Source organism: Chitinophaga filiformis, from assembly GCF_021646545.1.
Classification (GTDB): Bacteria; Bacteroidota; Bacteroidia; order Chitinophagales; family Chitinophagaceae; genus Chitinophaga; species Chitinophaga filiformis_A.
This window is the reverse complement of record NZ_JAKIRP010000005.1, coordinates 76,788-95,729: the sequence shown is the minus strand read 5'-3', so window position 1 is coordinate 95,729 and position 18,942 is coordinate 76,788. Positions and strand designations below refer to the sequence as shown.

At 47.7% G+C, this 18,942-nt stretch carries 16 protein-coding genes; 8 read left to right on the top strand and 8 right to left on the bottom strand.

Annotated features, from left to right (window positions below):
• The gene (locus L3C95_RS14970; RefSeq protein WP_236388784.1) at positions 1–198 is read right to left on the bottom strand and encodes a hypothetical protein; all 198 of its coding nucleotides are present in this window, start codon (positions 196–198) and stop codon (positions 1–3) included.
• 60 nt (positions 199–258) lie between these two features.
• Entirely contained in the window at positions 259–1,524 is a 1,266-nt protein-coding gene (locus L3C95_RS14965) for an aspartate kinase (protein WP_236388783.1), read from the bottom strand.
• Positions 1,525–1,700: 176 nt separating this feature from the next.
• Between L3C95_RS14965 and fbp the strand changes: the two genes are divergently transcribed.
• The 5 genes from fbp (at position 1,701) to L3C95_RS14940 (ending at position 6,038) form a co-directional block, all read left to right on the top strand.
• Positions 1,701–2,708 (top strand): class 1 fructose-bisphosphatase, encoded by a 1,008-nt coding sequence (gene fbp / locus L3C95_RS14960; RefSeq protein WP_236388782.1) that lies wholly within the window; start codon positions 1,701–1,703, stop codon positions 2,706–2,708.
• Between the two features lie 96 nt (positions 2,709–2,804).
• A complete protein-coding gene (locus tag L3C95_RS14955) occupies positions 2,805–3,335 on the top strand; it encodes a CAP domain-containing protein (RefSeq protein ID WP_236388781.1) in 531 nt (176 codons plus the stop codon).
• Positions 3,336–3,868: 533 nt separating this feature from the next.
• A complete protein-coding gene (locus tag L3C95_RS14950) occupies positions 3,869–4,633 on the top strand; it encodes an ABC transporter ATP-binding protein (protein ID WP_236388780.1) in 765 nt (254 codons plus the stop codon).
• Positions 4,634–4,924: 291 nt separating this feature from the next.
• A complete protein-coding gene (locus L3C95_RS14945) occupies positions 4,925–5,461 on the top strand; it encodes a YfiT family bacillithiol transferase (protein ID WP_236388779.1) in 537 nt (178 codons plus the stop codon).
• A 19-nt stretch (positions 5,462–5,480) separates the two neighbouring features.
• The gene (locus L3C95_RS14940) at positions 5,481–6,038 is read left to right on the top strand and encodes an NUDIX hydrolase (RefSeq protein WP_236388777.1); all 558 of its coding nucleotides are present in this window, start codon (positions 5,481–5,483) and stop codon (positions 6,036–6,038) included.
• 480 nt (positions 6,039–6,518) lie between these two features.
• Here the strand turns inward: L3C95_RS14940 and L3C95_RS14935 are convergent, their stop codons facing one another.
• From L3C95_RS14935 to L3C95_RS14925, 3 genes are all read right to left on the bottom strand, one after another.
• A complete protein-coding gene (locus L3C95_RS14935; RefSeq protein WP_236388775.1) occupies positions 6,519–7,805 on the bottom strand; it encodes a bifunctional folylpolyglutamate synthase/dihydrofolate synthase in 1,287 nt (428 codons plus the stop codon).
• Between the two features lie 83 nt (positions 7,806–7,888).
• Positions 7,889–9,358: a DUF5723 family protein gene (locus L3C95_RS14930; protein WP_236388774.1), complete on the bottom strand. Its 1,470-nt coding sequence runs from the start codon at positions 9,356–9,358 to the stop codon at positions 7,889–7,891.
• Between the two features lie 128 nt (positions 9,359–9,486).
• Positions 9,487–10,374 (bottom strand): hypothetical protein, encoded by an 888-nt coding sequence (locus tag L3C95_RS14925; protein WP_236388773.1) that lies wholly within the window; start codon positions 10,372–10,374, stop codon positions 9,487–9,489.
• 155 nt (positions 10,375–10,529) lie between these two features.
• Between L3C95_RS14925 and L3C95_RS14920 the strand changes: the two genes are divergently transcribed.
• Complete coding sequence (locus L3C95_RS14920; protein WP_236388772.1) at positions 10,530–11,771, top strand: MFS transporter; 1,242 nt, start codon at positions 10,530–10,532, stop codon at positions 11,769–11,771.
• A gap of 362 nt (positions 11,772–12,133) precedes the next feature.
• Here L3C95_RS14920 and L3C95_RS14915 read toward each other — a convergent pair whose 3' ends face one another.
• From L3C95_RS14915 to L3C95_RS14905, 3 genes are all read right to left on the bottom strand, one after another.
• The gene (locus tag L3C95_RS14915) at positions 12,134–13,429 is read right to left on the bottom strand and encodes a radical SAM protein (protein WP_236388771.1); all 1,296 of its coding nucleotides are present in this window, start codon (positions 13,427–13,429) and stop codon (positions 12,134–12,136) included.
• Positions 13,430–13,476: 47 nt separating this feature from the next.
• Positions 13,477–14,067: a hypothetical protein gene (locus tag L3C95_RS14910; protein WP_236388770.1), complete on the bottom strand. Its 591-nt coding sequence runs from the start codon at positions 14,065–14,067 to the stop codon at positions 13,477–13,479.
• Between the two features lie 456 nt (positions 14,068–14,523).
• Positions 14,524–15,570 carry an agmatinase family protein gene (locus tag L3C95_RS14905; RefSeq protein WP_236388769.1) on the bottom strand — a complete coding sequence of 349 codons (1,047 nt, stop codon included), beginning with the start codon at positions 15,568–15,570 and terminating at the stop codon, positions 14,524–14,526.
• A gap of 316 nt (positions 15,571–15,886) precedes the next feature.
• Here L3C95_RS14905 and L3C95_RS14900 point away from each other — a divergent pair, with 316 nt between their 5' ends.
• The gene (locus tag L3C95_RS14900; RefSeq protein WP_236388768.1) at positions 15,887–16,279 is read left to right on the top strand and encodes a cytochrome c maturation protein CcmE; all 393 of its coding nucleotides are present in this window, start codon (positions 15,887–15,889) and stop codon (positions 16,277–16,279) included.
• Between the two features lie 85 nt (positions 16,280–16,364).
• On the top strand, positions 16,365–18,875 hold the full coding sequence (gene ccsA, locus L3C95_RS14895) for a cytochrome c biogenesis protein CcsA (protein ID WP_236388767.1): 2,511 nt from the start codon (positions 16,365–16,367) through the stop codon (positions 18,873–18,875).
• The last annotated feature ends 67 nt before the right edge of the window (positions 18,876–18,942 follow it).

Here is an 18,942-nt window from a genome sequence, read left to right as displayed (position 1 = left end):
TCAAATCTCAGAGTGACGGCATGGCTGTATCTTAACTGGCGCTACCCACTCTTGCCCTATGCTGAGCAGGTAGAAAGGAAGCATTTCAGGGTTGGTACCTGCATGCTCCATTCTCAGTCGATGCAATGCCCTGCCCTCCAGTGCAATAATGGCAAGGATACCCAGGGTTATGATGATTAGTATGGATACCTTTTTCATGCAGGTTGTTTTTAAAAAAGACGACCGGGTACAGAAAAGGTTGCAAAAAGGTATGAAAATTTATTTCAGTAAGCGCTGAATTGTGATGAGTGATCGCTGTTCCAACAGAACAGTCCTGTTGTTACTCAGTTCTTCGAGCAGGCCATCCTGGTTATAACGGACGGTCAGTAATTCCAAACCTTCGTTATATGAGATTTTAAAGTCATCATGTAACTCTTTCATCAGCTGCTCGATCTTTTCAGGGTTGTTGTCAATACAGCAGGAGAAACTGATGGCCGCATTCTGCATTAAATTTATCTTGATCTTCAGTTTGTGGAAGCGCTCATAAACGTCACTGATCCTGTCTTCTGTAATGAAATCGAAGTTGCGGGAAGTGATGGTCAGCAGTACCTGATTTTTCTTCAATACTATGATGGGCGGTAACTGCTTTGTGTCAGATTCTTCCCTGATGACGGTGCCGGGAAGATCTTTGTTCAGAAAGCTCTTTACATACAGCGGGATCTGTTTGTTCTGCAGCGGTTTGATCGTCTTAGGATGAATGACCTGCGCGCCGTAGTATGCCATTTCAATCACCTCGCTGTAAGTGATCTCAGGTATGTTGATCGTGTTGGAAAATAATTTTGGATCTGCATTTTTCAGGCCTTCCACATCCTTCCAGATGGTCTGGCTTTCTGCATTCAGCAGGTTGGCAAATACGGCTGCGGAATAGTCACTGCCTTCACGGCCCAGGGTCACGCTTTCATTCTGATCGGTACTGCCGATGAAGCCCTGTGTGATGATGATGTTGTTCTTCTTAAACAGCGGTACTACTTTTTCCTGCACGTTCTGACCGGTCACGGTCCAGTCGATATTGGCATCACGGAAGGTATCGTCGGTACGGAATACATCTCTTACATCCAGCCATACGTTGTTTACGCCAGCCAGGTTAAAATATGCGCTCACGATGGCTGTACTGAGCAGCTCACCGAGACTTACCAGCTGGTCGTAATAGTAGTCGAACGAACGCACTGGTTTTTCTCCCAGGGTCCATTCCGCTTCAGTAAAGAATTGCTGTAACTGAGCGAAGAGCGGATTATCACGGGTACCCAGCAGTTTATCTGCCACATCAAGGTGTTGTTGCTCAATGTTATGCAGCAGCTGGGCGGCAATTTCACGTTTACGCAGATAGAAGTTCTGGGCTACCTTTTCCAGTTCATTCGTTGTCTTACCCATGGCCGATATGACGATCAGGATCTGCTGGTCCGGGAATGACTGTACGATGGCTGCAACCTGCTGAATACGTTCAACACTTTCTAAACTTGCACCGCCAAATTTGAAAACCTTCATATATGCTTAATCTTCCGTGAAAAAATACGGGGCAAAGTAAGACAACTTTAAATTTGTTTTAAAATTTGTTTGCCTGAAAATGACAGTTCCATTAAAATAGCGCCTGTTTCGGTAAATTAGCTAAAGGAAGAATGCATGTGGCAGCTCACAGTTATGCGAAAACTAATCCATTATACATGAATAACAGAAAAGTAATGACCCTGGACGAATTCACCATCCAGGAGCTTAGGAACTACCCCGGTGCAACAGGACAACTATCTGGTTTACTGCGTGATATAGGTTTGGCCGCGAAGCGGGTCAATGTGGAGGTCAACAAGGCCGGTATTGCCGACATTCTCGGTGAGGCGGGAAAGGTCAATGTACAGGGAGAATCGGTCAAGAAGCTGGATGAATTCGCCAATGATCAGTTCATCAGCGCCCTGCGCAGCAGCATCTATTGCTGTGGTGTGGCATCGGAAGAAGAGGAGAACTTCATTGCATTTGACGACGAGTACTCCAAGAACTCCAAGTACGTCGTATTGCTGGACCCCCTGGATGGCTCGGGTAATATAGACGTGAACGTATCCATCGGCACCATCTTTTCAGTATATCGCCGGCTTACGCCTACGGGTAGTGTCTGCGAACTGGAAGATTTCCTCCAGCCGGGTTATGTACAGATCGCCGCAGGATACGTCATCTATGGTTCCTCCACCATGCTGGTATATGCTACCCGGCGAAGCGTACAGGGCTTTACCCTCGATCCTTCCATCGGTGAGTTCTGCCTGTCGCATCCCAACCTGCGATGCCCTGGTGAAAGCGATATTTTTTCCGTCAACATCGGTTACTATCACCTCTACGAGGATAAGATCCGCAATGCGATCGACTATTTCCTGGCCAAGGATGCAAATGGTAAGATCTACCGCCACCGTTTCGTAGGGTGTATGGTGGCTGAGGTACACCGTACCCTTATCCAGGGAGGTATTTTTATGTATCCTGCCTACGGAAAATATGCAGGGGGGCGTTTGCGTTTATGTTATGAGTGCAATCCCATGTCGTTCATCATGGAAAAGGCTGGCGGACTGGCTATGGCTACCGGCAGACAACGCCTCCTGGAACTGAAACCATCTAAATTACACCAGCGGGTTCCCGTCTTTTTAGGGTCAAAAAACATGATGGATGTATGGCAACGAATAGTAAATAGTTAGAAAAAAAGTAAAATATGAGCTTTTGGTATAACTATTGCTAAACCAGCACTAGTTATCTTTGTCTATGTAAATTATTTATTATCTATTACCATAACTATGACCCGGAAGCTCACATTTACCGTCTTTTCTTTTTTTCTGGCATTTCATCTGCTCGTATTTTCCTGCTCAAGGTCGGCAGTACCAGCCAAAACCACGCCTGCCAAGGGGAATCCTCCGGCAGCTGTGAGTGAAGACCCGCCTGCGGGAGGGGATGCCAAGCTGATAAAGGATATTCTTTATTACACTAATGAATTCAGGGCGTCAAAAGGACTGCCTCCGCTGAAACTCGAATCCTACTGTTCTCGCCTGGCGCAGAAGCATAGCGAGAATATGGCATCCGGTAAGGTTGCATTCGGACATGACCAGTTTGAGATCCGTAATGATGCGGTGACGTTGAAGTTCCATGGGGTGTCTGGCGTGGGAGAGAATGTGGCGTATGGCAATCTGGATGCGAAAGGTGTTGTGGATGGCTGGATTAAGAGTCCTGGTCACCGCCGGAATATGCTGGGAGACTTCAATATGATCGGTATTGGGGCTGCGCCTAAAGGGAGGATTACTTACTTTACGCAGTTTTTTGTTAAGAAATAACTGAAGATTTGTTTAAGCGCCTTTTTCTGGCTGAACTTGAGTTGGTTATGTCCGGCTTAAGTGCAGGTGGAAAGGGCGCTTCTTCGTTTGAAGTGTTGATTATTCACGCTGAGTAGCTTCGGTTTCAGTATGGATGGCGGTCGGGCGTCGTAGATTATTTACGCTAAGTAGCTTTGGTTTCAGTATGGGATGGCGGTCGGGCGTCGTAGATTATTTACGCTAAGTAGCTTCGGTTTCAGTATGGGATGGCGGTCGGCGCCTCTCTGGATGCCGATTGGGCGTTGTCAAGCGAATAGGATCTGGTATCTCTATTTGACCGCATCTGTCGTGTCGCCGGAGAGCCGAAGGCCCGCCATTCCCATCTGAAACCGGTGCTACTTCCGCTCTCCCTACTGTGATTTCCGGGGGGCTGCTGCTCAGACGTACTTGTTCCTGTCTTGGCACGATTGTCATAATTCCTTCTTTTATCGTCATAATGCTGCTTTTTACCGTATGGGCTTGCAGCCTGTTGCTATTTGCATTAATTTAGACGCATGGAAAAGAGGAAGATTATTGAAGTAAAAGACCTGGTAAAGACATACGGCGATTTTACGGCAGTTAAAGGCATCAGCTTCGATGTTTACGAGAACGAGATCTTCGGATTATTAGGCCCTAACGGGGCTGGTAAATCCACCACCCTCGAGATCATTGAGACACTCCGCGATAAGACCTCCGGAACAGTGATCGTCGACGGAATCGATCTGGACAAAGATCCCGAAGCCATTAAAAAGGTGATTGGAGTACAACTGCAAAGTTCCGGTTACTATCCAAGACTCAACCTGACAGAACTCATCACCCTTTTTTGCGGGCTGTATAATCAGGACGTCAATCCTAAAGAACTGCTCGCTACCTTCAATCTCGAAGACAAGGCTAAGGCCCAGTTCAAAAATCTTTCCGGCGGACAAAAGCAACGCTTTTCTATCGCTACAACCCTCATCAATAAGCCCAAGATCATTTTCCTGGATGAACCTACTACCGGCCTGGATCCACAGGCTAGACGCAACCTCTGGGACCTGATCCTCGAAGTACGCTCAAAAGGTACTACCGTTGTCATCACCACCCACTATATGGATGAAGCAGAATTCCTGTGCGATCGCTGCGCTATCGTAGATAGCGGCAAGATCATCGCCCTGGAATCTCCCGATACCCTGATCGATCAGCTGGTAGCAGGAGGCTTTGAGCGGAAGAAGGAAGTGAAAAAGGCCAACCTCGAAGATGTGTTTATTCATATGACAGGGAAGGGATTGAGAGAGGAATAGAGCAAAGTGCTTAAGGCTGGTAGTGCTCATTCGTGATGCAGATTGGTGATGGCGAATCGTGATGAACATTGTAGTTCGTGGCTATGAGCCAGATTGTTGATGGTGAATCGTGATGGACATTATAGTTCGTGGTTATGAGCCAGATTGTTGATGGTGAATCGTGATGAGCATTGTAGTTGGTGACTATGACGCAATTTGATGATAGTGATTCGTGACTATTATTGCTGTTTGTGATTGTGATTCCTAATGTATATTCATGACTGGTCAATTCTAATCCTTAATATTTAGAGAATGGATCTTGAACAATTAAAATATCCCATTGGAAAATATGAAGCGCCTGCTGAAATCAGCGCTTCCATTTTGAAGGGATATATCAACGACATCAGGTATTTGCCATCGCTGGTGGAAATAGCGGTTCAGAACCTGGATGCCGCACAATTGGCAACGCCTTACAGGCCTGGTGGCTGGACAGTGGTACAGGTAGTACATCATCTGGTAGATAGCCATACCAACGCATTGACTCGTTTCAAGTGGGCATTGACAGAAGACAATCCTACTATCAAGGCATATAATGAAGCTGCATGGGCTGAACTGCCGGATGTGGCGAAGACGCCGATCAATATCTCACTGACTTTATTACATGCTTTACATACCCGCTGGGTGAACCTGATGGATAACCTGACGGAAGAGCAATGGCAGCGTACATTCGTTCATCCGGAAACCGGAAAGACGCTGGTATTAAGGAATGTTGCCGGTAGCTATTCCTGGCACGGCAAACATCACCTTGCACATATAGAAAGACTGAAGGAGAGAAATAACTGGCATTAAATTATCAAACAGAAGGACTATGGCATCGTTAGAGTGGAAGACATTAAGTTCTGAATACATTTACAAAAGCAATTGGTTAACAGCTCGTAAGGACACCTGCGAAACACCCAGCGGAAAAATTGTAGACGCTTACTATGTACTCGAATACAATGACTGGGTGAATTGCGTTGCCGTAACAGCCGATGGACGTATCGTAATGGTAAGACAGTTCAGACAGGGCATCGGAAAAACCATACTGGAAATTCCCGGTGGTACCATGGATGATACTGATCCCGATCCTGAATTTGCTATGCGCAGAGAACTACTCGAAGAGACAGGATACGATTTTGAAAAGCTGATCCCATTGGGCGCTGTAGCTCCGAATCCTGCATCCAGCAACAACCTCACGCATATGTTCCTCGCTACGGGTGGAAGAAAAGTGCAGGAACAGGACCTGGATGAACATGAGGAACTCGAAGTAGTGCTGATGGATCTGGAAGATGTAGAACAGCTGCTGAAGGAAAATAAGATCATGCAAAGCCTGCACGTAACATGTCTGTTCTATGCATTGTTAAAGTTGAAGGAATTGAAGTTGTAGTCAGATTCCAATAACGCCTGCACGGAACATACCTATTTTATGCATTGCTAAGGCAGAAGGAATTGAAGTTGTAGTTGAGTTCCAGTAACGCCGCACGTAATATGCCTGTTCTATGCATTGCTAAAATTGAAGGAATTGCAATTGTAGTTAAGCAATGATGGTAGAGTTAATCAACTAACCTCTTTATAATAGTAAGGCCGCATCATTGTTTTGATGCGGCCTTACTATTATCCCTATTTTGAGTCAATCTACAATAGACCGTCACTAAGTAGCGGACGGTTTCAGATAGAGCTTGCGGGCATTAGCCCTTCGTAGCTGCTGGCACGATTGACAGGGGTTAAATCAAACTATTCAACGCCCATACGCTTGATAATGCCAAATAGCAAGTGCGGAGAAGGGGTACAGCCCGCAAGCCTATCTGGAACCGAACAAGATCTATCAATCTCCACAATAAAACAACAAACCAAACAAACTAACAAATCACATCACCTCCGCCACAACAAAAAAGCTCCCGCATACCAGTACAATATCCTCCTTATGCGCCTGCTGCTTCGCGGCCAGGTAGGCCTGTTGCACCGTAGGGTAGTCATGCCCGCGTAATCCATGCTGATGCGCCGCTTCGGCCAGTTCTTTTTCATCCATTGCGCGTGGTATCTGTGCTTTACAGAAGTAATAAGTAGCTGCAGGAGGGAATAAAGGCAAGACCTTGCTCACTTCTTTATCCTTCACAAAACCTGTTACAATATGCAGGTGGCGGTATACCATATGCTCCAGCTGCTGAACAACCTCGGTGATCCCCGCCTGGTTGTGTCCTACATCAAAGATCGTCAGCGGATCGCGGGAGATGATCTCCCAACGGCCGCGCAGCCCTGTCAGTTTTTTAACATGAGAGAGAGCTGTCATCACCGTCTGCGGCGGCAGTTCCCAACCAGCGTGTTGTAAGATCTTTACGGCCGATAAAACGCCCATGATGTTTTTCATCTGGTATTGACCGGTAAGATCAGTACGGATGGTTTTAAGATCGCCGCTATGACTATGTTGTAATCCCAGTTGAAGATGCCCTTCGGAAAATTCAGATTGCTGCACCAGCCATTCCTGGTCGGCAAAATGAATAGGCGCTCCTAGCGCTTTGGCTTTCTCTATAAATACAGCCTCCACTTCAGACTGTGTTTCTGAAACCACCACAGGTACACCTGCCTTGATGATACCCGCTTTTTCGGAAGCGATTTCCGGCAGGGTATTGCCCAGGATCTGCATGTGGTCATAACTGATATTCGTGATGACCGACAGTTCAGGCGTGATAACATTCGTGCTGTCCAGTCTACCGCCAAGGCCTACTTCGATAATAGCAATATCTACCTGTTCCAGCGCAAAGTACTGGAACGCCATTGCTACAGTCAGTTCAAAAAAAGAAGGCTCCAGCGATTCGATAGCAGGCTTAAGCTGCTTTACGAACTCCGTCACAAAGGTGGTAGGTACTAATTCTCCATTGATGCGGATCCTTTCACGGAAGTCGAGGAGGTGAGGGGATGTATATAAACCTGTCTTATAGCCCGCCTGCTGGAAGATGGCCGCCAGCATATGGCTGGTAGAACCTTTACCATTCGTACCTGCTATGTGGATGGATTTGAATTGGTGCTGGGGATCGCCCAGTTGTTTGCATAATTCGATCGTATTATGCAGGTCCTTCTTAAAGGCGCTGGCGCCTACCCGGGTAAACATGGGCAGTCGCTGATAAAGATATTCTAGCGTTTCCTGGTAATTCATATACTAAATAGTGATGCCGGAACAAAGTTATTTGTTCCGGCATCCAAATGTAAATTAACCAGCAGAAATATCGTCAAAAATACTTAGAACTGTGTGGCAGGACATCCCAGTTTTCCTTCACCGCGCTTGATAGGAATGATACGCAGGGCAATGAAACCATCCAGACGGTTCTTGTTCTTCTGGAACAGGTTGGATAACATGGTGGATGAACCGATCACCAGCGGCCCCAGGCGAAGTCCGAGACCGGCATCAAACTGGCCATTTCTGTTGACAGATAATGGCAGGTAACCACCGATATAACGTGAATCATAGCGGGGTGTTACCTGGAAGTAAGACACCACATATGTTTTACTTGGATCAAATTTACCGGCATTCAGCGCCATCTTACCAGCCGCGTTAACGAAGAAACGGCCGTCGATGTTGTAATCCGCCGTCAGATTCAGCGCCGCAGGTGTATTCATACGGAACTTGTCTTCAGATGCGATCGGAGTGAAGTAAGTCTGGATACGACGGTAGTACTGCTGCCAGCTCTCGTTGTTGCGCAGGCGCAGGTCGTTAGGATTGACGTCTTCTGTACGGAGGTCCAGGTCTGTATTACCGCGCGCTTTTTTATACGTGATGCTACCAAGGTCGGTGATGGACACGCCTAAACGCAAACGGTAGTCGTCTGCTTCAGGATTCCACTGTGAGTCATCATAACCAGTAAGACCGTCCATGGATTCACGCCATTCGTAAGTAACGCCGACGTCCATACCGAGACCCATATTACCAAATACTTTGTAGTTGCTCAGATTAGGTCTTTCCCAGTTGGCGATACCTTCGCTATAACCCACTTTCAGGGTACCATCGTTGATCTCACCGCTGGTGCGGGAGTTCATTACGAAGGTGGCATTATCTACCTGTGCATAGCCGGCTGCAACACCTGATAATAATTTCAGGGTAACACCGCCCTTCAGCACATTCGCACCATCATCTTTCAGCACGCGGGCGTAGGTAAAGCCAAATTCATTCCACCAATGGAAGCTGCCATTGGCAAGTGGCATATCGTAACGGCGGTTTACCAGGTTTGGATTCGGGAAGTCCTGTGCGAAGAAGTTGGCTACATCGGTAGAAATGTTACCGCCATTCGCCATGGAGCGGACGCGCCAGGTGAAGGCCACCGATTGCAATTCGTCGATAGAATAAAGCACGGAAGGCATCATTACGTCTACATTACCCCAGCCAAACTGTTTACCGGTACCGGCACTGTCCAGGAAATAATCGCGGTTCTTTTTCAGCGCTTCCAGTGAATCTGGCGGATGCAGCAGGATAGAGCGTGGAAAACGGATATACGTATTACCGGCGGCAGCATTGATGCCGGCGATGTTGACATCCCACTTATAGTGCGTACCTGCGGCAGAAGCCGGGTTGTTCGGAACACCGTGTATCCCAGCATAATGGCTGTTGGAATATCCCCCTAAAGTAAATTGAGCCTGGGCTTTGAACACCCCGAATAATGACATAACGATAATAGCACATAACAAGTAGGCGGCTCTAAACAGTCTAAATGGCATAAACAGTAATTAGTTGGCAGTTCGGTTTCCCCCCAATAACGCAAAAACAGGGCCGTTTATTGGCGGGCACTACAAAAGAAATAGGAAAAGACGGACCGTCTTTTCCTATGCAAATATATTTAAATATATTATTGTACTTTAAAATAAAATCTTATAAGTGCGAATTGCACTTCAGGTGCGTCGTCGTTGACGTTGTATTTTAATTGGGTAGCCGCTCTTTTGGCGATCTCTATCAGACGGGAATTATTCAGCGTAGATCCTTTCAGGGAGTGGGATGCTGCGATCACGTTACCCTGCCTGTCCACCTTGATATTGATGGCAACATAGCCCGATTCATCACCGTCGTAGGTGAGAGATGGTTTGCTCAGCAGGGTACGTCCGTTGAGGCGGAAATCTGAACGTCCGCCACCCAGACCGCCACCGGTGTAACCGCCGCCATCAGGATTACCGTTGATCTGTCCGCGGTCGCCGGGTTTACCCGTATTGCCTTCTCCGGTGGAGTTATTACTGCTCTGGGCATTGTTACCACTATTATTGCTGCTGGAGCTTCCGCCGCTGTATACGGCTTTAGGCTTCGGCGAAGGTGGTACAGGCGCCGGAGGATTATCTGAGTTCTTTTTAGGAGGTGTTTTGGATGGTTGCGGCTCCAGGTTCTTAGGCGTTTCCCTTGGTTTCTCCACCGGTTTTTCCGGTTTGGTGATCTCAGGGGCTTCCTCATCGTCCTGGGTAGCAATATCTTCCTGTGTAGCATTGTCGGCAGAAGGCACAGGCTCATTCTGCGGGGTGGAAGCGCTGGCTTCACCACTGCTGGGTGGATTCGGGTTGAGGGGCTGTTCTTCTCCCATACCTTCATCCGAAGTACCGAGATTTACCTCCATACCAAGATCCTGATCCGGTAATGGCGGCGGGGCAGAGAAGCCTGCCAGCAGCAGCACAACTAACACCAATGCGTGTACGGCAATCGTGGCGCCGGCTGCTTTTAAATTTTTGTCTGTGTTGTCTTCTTTTTTCGGCATACACCAAAAGTAAGGATATTTTTTAAAGTGTACATCGTCTGCCTGCCTCAGTTTGGCGCTTTGTTACATTAATAACTGTTTTTCATGTACAATTATTATTACGGGCATCGGGTTTATTGAAGTACTTTTGTGTAGCCTTAGAGTTTTACGATACAATGTCACTCATTTTTTCTCTGTATAGAAAAGCGTACGCCGGCTTATCTCCTTCTACCTGGTTATTAGCGGTTGTTTTACTGATCAATCGCAGTGGTGCGATGGCCATTCCTTTCATGACGGTTTACCTCACCCAAAAACTACACTTCTCTGTGCAACAGGCAGGTATAGTGATGGCTTGTTTCGGTATGGGCGCTATCTGTGGATCGTTTATTGGCGGAAGATTGTCTGACAGGATCGGCTTTTACCCCGTACAGTTTTGGAGTTTATTAATGCAGGGATTGATCTTCCTGGTGCTGGGGCAAATGGAGACATTACCGCAATTCTGCGTTTGCATCTTCGTACTCAGCTGCGTAGGCGATACCTTCAGACCGGCCAACGTGGCGGCTACTGCTTATTACAGCTCCGTCGAGAACCGCACACGTTCTTACTCGCTGAACAGGCTGGCCTCCAACCTGGGATGGTCCGTGGGCCCTGCATTGGGTGGTATTCTGGCAGGATATAGTTATCATCTGTTATTCTGGGTAGATGGCTTGACCTGTATTATCGCAGTAACGGTCATGCGCTTCCTGTTGCCTCCAGTAAAGACGAAACCACAGGTAAAGGCAACGCCGGAGTGTGCCGTAGAACCGGGCGCACCAAGTGTATACAAGGACTGGATCTATATTGCTTTCATTTCACTGATCACCATCTTCACAACAGGCTTCCTGCAATTGTCTACCATGGTGCCATTGTACCTGAAATCTGTTGTGCATATGGAAGAAGCGCATATCGGTATGTTGATGGGACTGAATGGCCTCATCGTGGCGTTTATTGAGATGGTACTCGTGTACAAACTGGAAGGAAAGATGCATAGCCTGCAATATATTACGCGAGGGGTATTGCTGGCGGGGCTAGGCTATCTGAGCTTTAACCTGCTGCCGCCTGTTGCTGCAGCCGGATTGTTGTTTATCCTGATGTTTACGATAGGAGAGATGCTGAGCATTCCTTTTATGAACTCTTTCTTTGTGCATCGTAGTGGTGAGCATAACCGCGGACAATACGCTGGTTTATATACGATGGCATTTTCTATCTCCAGCATCTGTGCACCTACGCTGGGGTCTTACATGGTAGGGCGCTTCGGCTTTTCTGCCTGGTGGTATTGCACGGCGGCCCTGTGTATGAGCACTGGCGCCGGTTTTTATTTCTTATACAAAAAGGTATTGGCGAATAGTATGACGACTGTCGTACATGAGCATTCATGATAGTTTCGCGCTTGACGAATGCGTTGCAGTGTTAACCCTCCCATTGATTTCGCGTGAAGAACTGATAGTTGAGATAGTTAGCGCTTCGCGAATGTGTGCAACTGCTATCCCTCTCCCAACTGGTTGCGCGCGTTTCATATGCTGATGCGTAGCCCTGGTTCCCTGGCGTTACTTTTCGTTTCCCGGGTTGTTGCCTATCGTATGGACCGACCTTTTGCAACGAATGGCCCTTGCGCTCCCCAGGGCCAGCTACAGACGCGTTGCGGCGCCACGGCGGGTTCAATAAAGCGAAAGGTCCTGTTCGTTTCCTCAGGCGCAACGCCAGGAAACAAACAGGACCTTTCGGTGTTCAATGCTGCTTATTAGTAATGTGCAAAGTCTTTCGTGTAGTCGCCCTTGATCCTTTCAATAGGAGGATTGAAATAACCATATTTCAGGTGAGGGAACTCCTCATGGATCAGTTCCTGTAACTGTTTAATACCCAGGCAGTCGCCTACTTCGGTCACACCCAGGCGGCCGAGATACCAGTCAGGATCGATATTGAAGTTCCTCCATTGGATCATCTGGAGATCGGTATCTCTGATCAGTTTACGCAGCGCTTCGTATTCATCCACGCTGTCGGTCATGCCAGGGAAGGTGAAGTAGTTGATAGAGGTCCATCCACCGAATTCACGCACCACTTTCAGGCTCTCAATAATATCTTCAAACACATAGTTGTTCGGGCGGTAGTAAGGCGTATAGTACTTCTCCTGCGCTGAATTGGTACTTACGCGAATACTGTTCAGGCCTGCCTTACAAAGCTCACGCACTGCGTCAGGCTTACTGCCGTTGGTGTTGATATTGATACTACCCTTAGGGGTATGTTTACGTATTTCGATGATTGAGTCGCGGATGGTTTCCCACATCAGCAGCGGTTCTCCTTCGCAGCCCTGTCCGAAACTTACGATAGGGAAAGGGGCTGTTTCCAGGTGGGGAACAGTGTATTCCACGATCTCTTCGGCTGTAGGCTTGAAACGCAGGCGGTCCTGTGTGGAGACGATGGTTTCTTCTTCCGGCTGGAAAGAGATACAACCGATACAGTTGGCGTTACAGGCGGGAGAAGAAGGTATCGGACATTCCCAGCGGCCCATGAAGTAGTTACGGGCAGCTGGGCAATGATATGTCAGCGCGCAGTTGTCGGCCAGGTGTTTTACCAGGCGGTTGTGCGGATATGCGTCCAGCAATTGTTGTACGCCCTGTTTTACCTTTTTATCGTCGAAACCGGCACATTCCTGACGGATGTCCTGTTCGATACGGGTAGCAGGCACGTAAAATTTCCCATCCAGCCAGCCTACTGCGGTATAGCAGAACAGCGGCAGGGTGGGTGCGTCCGGCATGGTTTCATATGCGGCCAGGTAATAGCCGGTATGTGCAGGAGGGATGAAGGCTGCTACGGCCCATCCTTTGTCACAGAGCTCCATTTCGCCGGTTTTGGCGTTGAGACCTATACCACGGCGGCCGGGCAATTCATACAGGGAACCGCCCTCAGGCAGTTCGATCCATTCGTCAGGCTCGATAGGCCATGCATCCCAGCCGCTACGGCCGGTGGTGAGCATGGTGGTATCTTCAAAGATGTTGCCTTTCCCGTCAGAGTAAAGTATGTATGGAGACTGTTTCAAATGATCAAATCGTTTCTTGTTGAGTTGGTAATATTCCCTTGCAGTTATCAGAGTCGGCTTCTGAAAAATGCGTTCATTTCATCCGTCGTAACGGCGCCTGTTTCATCCAGTACTTCAAGTTGCAATACCTTATTGTTTTTGAAGTCTATTGTGAGCAGGTCATTCCGCAAAATTACATTATTCAATTGGTTCCAGCCAATCAGCTTGTCAGAAAAGGTACCTGGCAGCAGTACACCCATCATGTCTATTTTCACAAAACAGGGCTGGAAGATCTTGTATTCGGCCCATCCGATATAGGCAGAAGCGATACCTGTCAGGAACAGCAGCACGCTGATGAGCGGTTGCATATGGCTCAGGAAGTAAAGACAGCCGGTTAAGCTCACAAAGGCCTGCACCGTACGCGCCAGGCTGTTGGCCGCCTGTATGTTGCGGAAGCGCTTCATGACAAACGGGAAGGCCAGACTGCCTAAGCCCAGCAGTATGAAAAAGATGGCCATGGCCCAGTTGGGAGACGGGCTGTTGTACACACCTATTCCATTCATTAAAAAGAGTATGCCTGCCAGGCCATGCATTACTGGTTGCAGACGAAGACGTGTTACCGCATTAGGGTGAAGAATCCGTATCTTATATTGTTTCATATTGTCGTTGATCAGCTATCGGGCTTAATTGTTTTAATATTGTCTGGTACTGTCCGGCCAGCATCCATGGCTCGCAAAGGACCTTCGTCATATATAACACTGTTTGGCAGTATATCAGCGCATGCGGTGGAAAGCCTCGCAGAGAATCGTCGTCTGATGTAACACTGTCCGGCCCAGTATATCAGCATATGCTACCTGGTGCTTCACAGAGAAATCTTCACTTTGTATAACACTGTCAGGCCAGTATATCAGCATAATGCTACTAGTGCTTCACAGAGAAATCTTCACTTTGTATAACACTGTCAGGCCAGTATGTCAGCTTAAAGCAATCACGTGAACTGTATTGCCAGGTGAATGCCTGATCAGTTCTGCCTGGCGGATTGCGTGATTGTGACCTGGTTTCGTCTGCGATGATTAATGATCCATCTGACAATCCTGCCGGTATGGTGTCCGCCTTTAATCCTTATTCGAACATATCAGCAGGTTGCACAATTTGAACAGCACGCGCGCACCGACGTTGGCGTCCCACTCATTGAGCGAAGTGCTGACCTCGTTCAGGTCGAAGCCGATGAGCTTACGACCGCTCTCTATCACCTTGCGGAAGAGATAGTACAGCTGTTCCGTTTCAAAACCACCTGCTACCGGAGTACCGGTAGCAGGGCACAGTTTCGGATCGAGGCCATCTATATCAAAGCTGATATATACCTGGTCGGGTAAGGTGGCAATGATATCGTCACAGATCATTTTCCAGGTATCTCCTTCGTACTGACGGGTTTTGATATCTCTATCGAAGAAGGTCACCACCTTACCATCGCTGTTATTAATGAAATCTACTTCCTCTTCGCAGTAATCGCGGATGCCTATCTGTACCAGCCTGGTGAGCTGAGGTACTTCCCGGATGGCATTATACATAATGGAGGCGTGGGAGTATTTGAATCCTTCATATTCCTCGCGCAGGTCGCAGTGAGCATCGATCTGAAGGATACCGAAATCGCCCTTGTGCTCGCCGATCGCTTTAAAAAAGCCGAGGGGAGTACTATGGTCGCCGCCCACCAGCGCTACCAGTTTATCGTTTCTGAGTAATTCTTTTGTATGGCGGTACACCCATTCGTTCATGGCAACGGTACCGGCGTTTACGTCTACGAGCGTTTTCTTAAGGAATTCATTATCACTGATATCGCCGCCTTCGGTGAGGAATTTAAGGTAGAGTTCCGCTTCTTTTCTGAGATAATCACTGCGCAGTAAGAGTTGTTTGTCAATATCGCGCATGAAAAAGCCACTTTTCCATCCATCTTTTGCGTCTGGATCGTAGAGGTCTACCTGCAGAGAAGCCTTGAAGATCTGTTCGGGGCCTCTGGCAGTACCATGGGTGTAAGAAACCGTTACTTCCCAGGGAACAGGTAATAATACCAGTTTAGCATCTTCCTCAGTTGTAGGCAGCCCAAATATATTGTTGGACAACAGGCTGACAGAATTAGGATCAAATTGAGATAAATCCGCCATGATAATGTAATTTGATAAAAAAGAGGCCACCCTGAGGCGGTCTCGTCGTAGGGATCAACCGTTTAAACGATTTTTCCGGCGCAAAGATAGTAATTTATGAACCACCGACCATAGGATAGGGCCCACTGTCGGGCCTGCATGGATGTGTGACCTTTTTATGATAAATATCATGTCTTCTTTTATGTAAAAAAATGAACTTGAACTTCATTTTGGTGTAATTTTGCGGTTGATCAAGACTGTATATTGATTGTAAAACAAGGTGTACGGCTTTTTAATAAAAGGAATGCATTAAGGAAGAATCTGAATTATTTGCGATATGAAGAAATCTAACATTATCCTGCTGATACTTATTGCTGTGGCTATAGGAATAATTGTAACGGTGGCAGGCGATTTCAGTACTTATGAGACTTTTGCCACTGCAAGGCAGAAGGAGGGAAAAGAATTCCAGGTGATCGGAAAACTGGATACTACTAAAGTAATGGAGTACAATCCACAAAAAGATGCCAACCTGTTCCGCTTTTATGTAATTGACAAAACAGGGGAAGTAAGACCCGTTGTGTTCTATGGCACTAAACCTACTGATTTCGAGAAAGCGGAGAGTGTTGTACTGACCGGTAAAATGGCAGGCGGAGAGTTCAAATGCAGCAAGATACTGATGAAATGTCCGTCCAAATATAAGAACGACCAGGTGGCTATTGGCAAAGCATAGGTAGCCCGCCGGAATCATGCGGAAAAAAGATTATTCATTCTATTGTCCGTGGACTGCCGTTCACGGGCTTTCATACTAGCAGGTTTTGAACACAAATTATATAGGGGAGCATCTGTTACCCGGACAGTTAGGGCATTTTTCAGCGGTATTGGCTTTTGTTGCATCGATGGTGGCTACAGCAAGCTATTTCATGTCGGTGCAGTCTAAAGAGGAACTGTTAAAAGAATCATGGAAGAAACTGGCCCGCTGGGCCTTCATTATTCAGGCACTGGCCGTTTTCTCTACTTTCGGCAGCCTGTACTACGCTTTATACAATCACTATTTCGAGTACAAATATGTATGGAGGAACTCTTCCCGCGATCTGCCGGTGAGTTATCTCCTGTCCAGCTTTTGGGCCGACCAGGAAGGTAGCTTCCTCCTGTGGTCCATCTGGCATAGCATTCTGGGCCTTATCCTCTTACGTGTAGGTAAGAAATGGGAAGCGCCTGTAATGACCGTACTGTCTTTTGCGCAGATTTGCCTCGGCAGTATGCTGATCGGTATTTATATATTGGGTTACCGTGTGGGCAGCAACCCATTCCTGCTGTTGCGTCAGGCGGAAGAGAACCTGGGACTACCCTGGGTGTCTAACCCTAACTACCTCGACTTCATCACCGACGGTAATGGCCTGAACCTGTCCCTGCAGAACTACTGGATGGTGATCCACCCACCGGTGCTGTTCCTGGGATTTGCGTCTACCATTATTCCTTTCGCATATGCTTTTGCCGGTCTGTGGACCCGCGATTACAAAGAATGGATCAAACCGGCATTGCCCTGGTCACTGTTCTCGGCCATGATGCTGGGTACAGGTATTATGATGGGAGCTGCCTGGGCTTATGAATCGCTCACCTTCGGCGGTTACTGGGCGTGGGACCCGGTAGAAAATGCCTCCCTGGTGCCCTGGTTAACGCTGGTAGCAGGTATTCACACGCTGCTGGCGTTTAAGTTCTCCGGTCACGCGCTGAAGTCTACCTTCTTCTTTTTCCTGATCAGCTTTATTCTCATCCTGTATTCCACCTTCCTGACCCGTAGTGGTGTGCTGGGGGATACCTCCGTACACTCCTTTACCGACCTGGGGATGAGTGGACAGTTGCTGTTGTACATGGCGGTATTTACGATACCTGGTTTTGTGATGCTGATCGCAAGAAGGAAAGAGATCCCATCCGTCGTAAAAGAAGAAAGTACTTACTCCCGTGAGTTCTGGCTGTTCATCGGATCGCTGGTGCTGATGATCGCCGCTATACAGATCACTTTCACCACTTCTATCCCTGTATGGAATAAGATCATTAACGGACTGGGTATCAAGAAACTGCTGAATCTGCAGCAGGATATTGCGCCACCGTCCGACGGTGTATTCCACTACAATAAGATCCAGATCTGGATCGCCATTGTACTGGGCCTGCTGACCGCTGTGGTACAGTACCTGAAATACAAGGATACACCTAAAGGGTTCTTTACAAAGAAAATAGCCATCCCGACTATTCTGAGCCTTGTAATTACAGGGCTAATAGGCATCTTCGGCAATATCAACTATGATCTTTACGGCGCTGGTTTCCTGGTGGCTATTTATATCATGTTGTTCTGTAGTGTTTATGCTATCATTGGTAATGCGGCATACATCTTCATTGGCCAGAAAGGTAAACTGAGAGCGGCGGGTGCTTCTATCGCCCACGTGGGCTTCGGTATGGTGCTGCTGGGTATCCTGATCTCCGCTTCCAAACGCGAAGTGATCTCTATCGACCGCATGAAGATGCTGGACGGTGGTTTCTTCGGAAAAGAAAGCAAGGAGAACCCCAGGGAGAACCTGATGCTGCCTAAGAACTTCCCGGTGCAGATGGGAGACTACCACGTGACTTATGCCGGCGACTCCATAGCGCCCGGCGATGCGAAGACTTATTACCTGGTGAGATATGAGCGCCGTGATCCTGAGAACGGAAATATCCTGGAGAAATTCACCCTGCATCCTGACGCCTTCCTGAGCAACAAAGGCCAGCAACAGTTGACGCCGAATCCTGATTCCAGGCACTATCTGACGAAAGATATCTTTACTTATATCACAGCTGTGCCTATCAAGGACGAAGCGAGCGACACTGCCCAGTACAGCTCTCATGAAATAGCGCCGGGCGACTCTGTATTCTTCGCCAACGGTTATATGATACTGGAGGGTATACAACCGCAGCCGAACAATCCGAACTATAAAGCAGAGCCGAACGATCTGGCTGTGGGTGCGCAGCTGAAGGTATTCACCAAGAATAACGAACAGTATAACCTGTTGCCGGTATATTGCCTGCGCGACAGTACACGTGAGATATCCATCGCTGACACCGTAGCACCGCTGTCCTTGTATGTGCGTTTCAGCAAAATACTGCCGAAAGAAAAAAAGATCCTGTTACAAGTAAAGGAATCGGATACTTTTAAGGACTATATTGTGATGAAAGCCTTTATCTTCCCATTCATCAATGTACTATGGATAGGCATTCTGATCATGATCATCGGATTTATAATGAGCATTGTATACCGGGTGAAGGCGAATAAGGCAAAAAAGATTCAGTCATAACATTTTGATCCGGGATGCGGGGGCCAGAACATCCTGCATCCCCGGATCAAAATAATACACCACTCCC

Excerpts from the sequence above, each read along its gene's own strand:
- L3C95_RS14970 (WP_236388784.1), bottom strand. The coding sequence starts at position 198 with ATGAAAAAGGTATCCATACTAATCATCATAACCCTGGGTATCCTTGCC.
- L3C95_RS14965 (WP_236388783.1), bottom strand. The coding sequence starts at position 1,524 with ATGAAGGTTTTCAAATTTGGCGGTGCAAGTTTAGAAAGTGTTGAACGT.
- fbp (WP_236388782.1), top strand. The coding sequence starts at position 1,701 with ATGAATAACAGAAAAGTAATGACCCTGGACGAATTCACCATCCAGGAG.
- L3C95_RS14955 (WP_236388781.1), top strand. The coding sequence starts at position 2,805 with ATGACCCGGAAGCTCACATTTACCGTCTTTTCTTTTTTTCTGGCATTT.
- L3C95_RS14950 (WP_236388780.1), top strand. The coding sequence starts at position 3,869 with ATGGAAAAGAGGAAGATTATTGAAGTAAAAGACCTGGTAAAGACATAC.
- L3C95_RS14945 (WP_236388779.1), top strand. The coding sequence starts at position 4,925 with ATGGATCTTGAACAATTAAAATATCCCATTGGAAAATATGAAGCGCCT.
- L3C95_RS14940 (WP_236388777.1), top strand. The coding sequence starts at position 5,481 with ATGGCATCGTTAGAGTGGAAGACATTAAGTTCTGAATACATTTACAAA.
- L3C95_RS14935 (WP_236388775.1), bottom strand. The coding sequence starts at position 7,805 with ATGAATTACCAGGAAACGCTAGAATATCTTTATCAGCGACTGCCCATG.
- L3C95_RS14930 (WP_236388774.1), bottom strand. The coding sequence starts at position 9,358 with ATGCCATTTAGACTGTTTAGAGCCGCCTACTTGTTATGTGCTATTATC.
- L3C95_RS14925 (WP_236388773.1), bottom strand. The coding sequence starts at position 10,374 with ATGCCGAAAAAAGAAGACAACACAGACAAAAATTTAAAAGCAGCCGGC.
- L3C95_RS14920 (WP_236388772.1), top strand. The coding sequence starts at position 10,530 with ATGTCACTCATTTTTTCTCTGTATAGAAAAGCGTACGCCGGCTTATCT.
- L3C95_RS14910 (WP_236388770.1), bottom strand. The coding sequence starts at position 14,067 with ATGAAACAATATAAGATACGGATTCTTCACCCTAATGCGGTAACACGT.
- L3C95_RS14905 (WP_236388769.1), bottom strand. The coding sequence starts at position 15,570 with ATGGCGGATTTATCTCAATTTGATCCTAATTCTGTCAGCCTGTTGTCC.
- L3C95_RS14900 (WP_236388768.1), top strand. The coding sequence starts at position 15,887 with ATGAAGAAATCTAACATTATCCTGCTGATACTTATTGCTGTGGCTATA.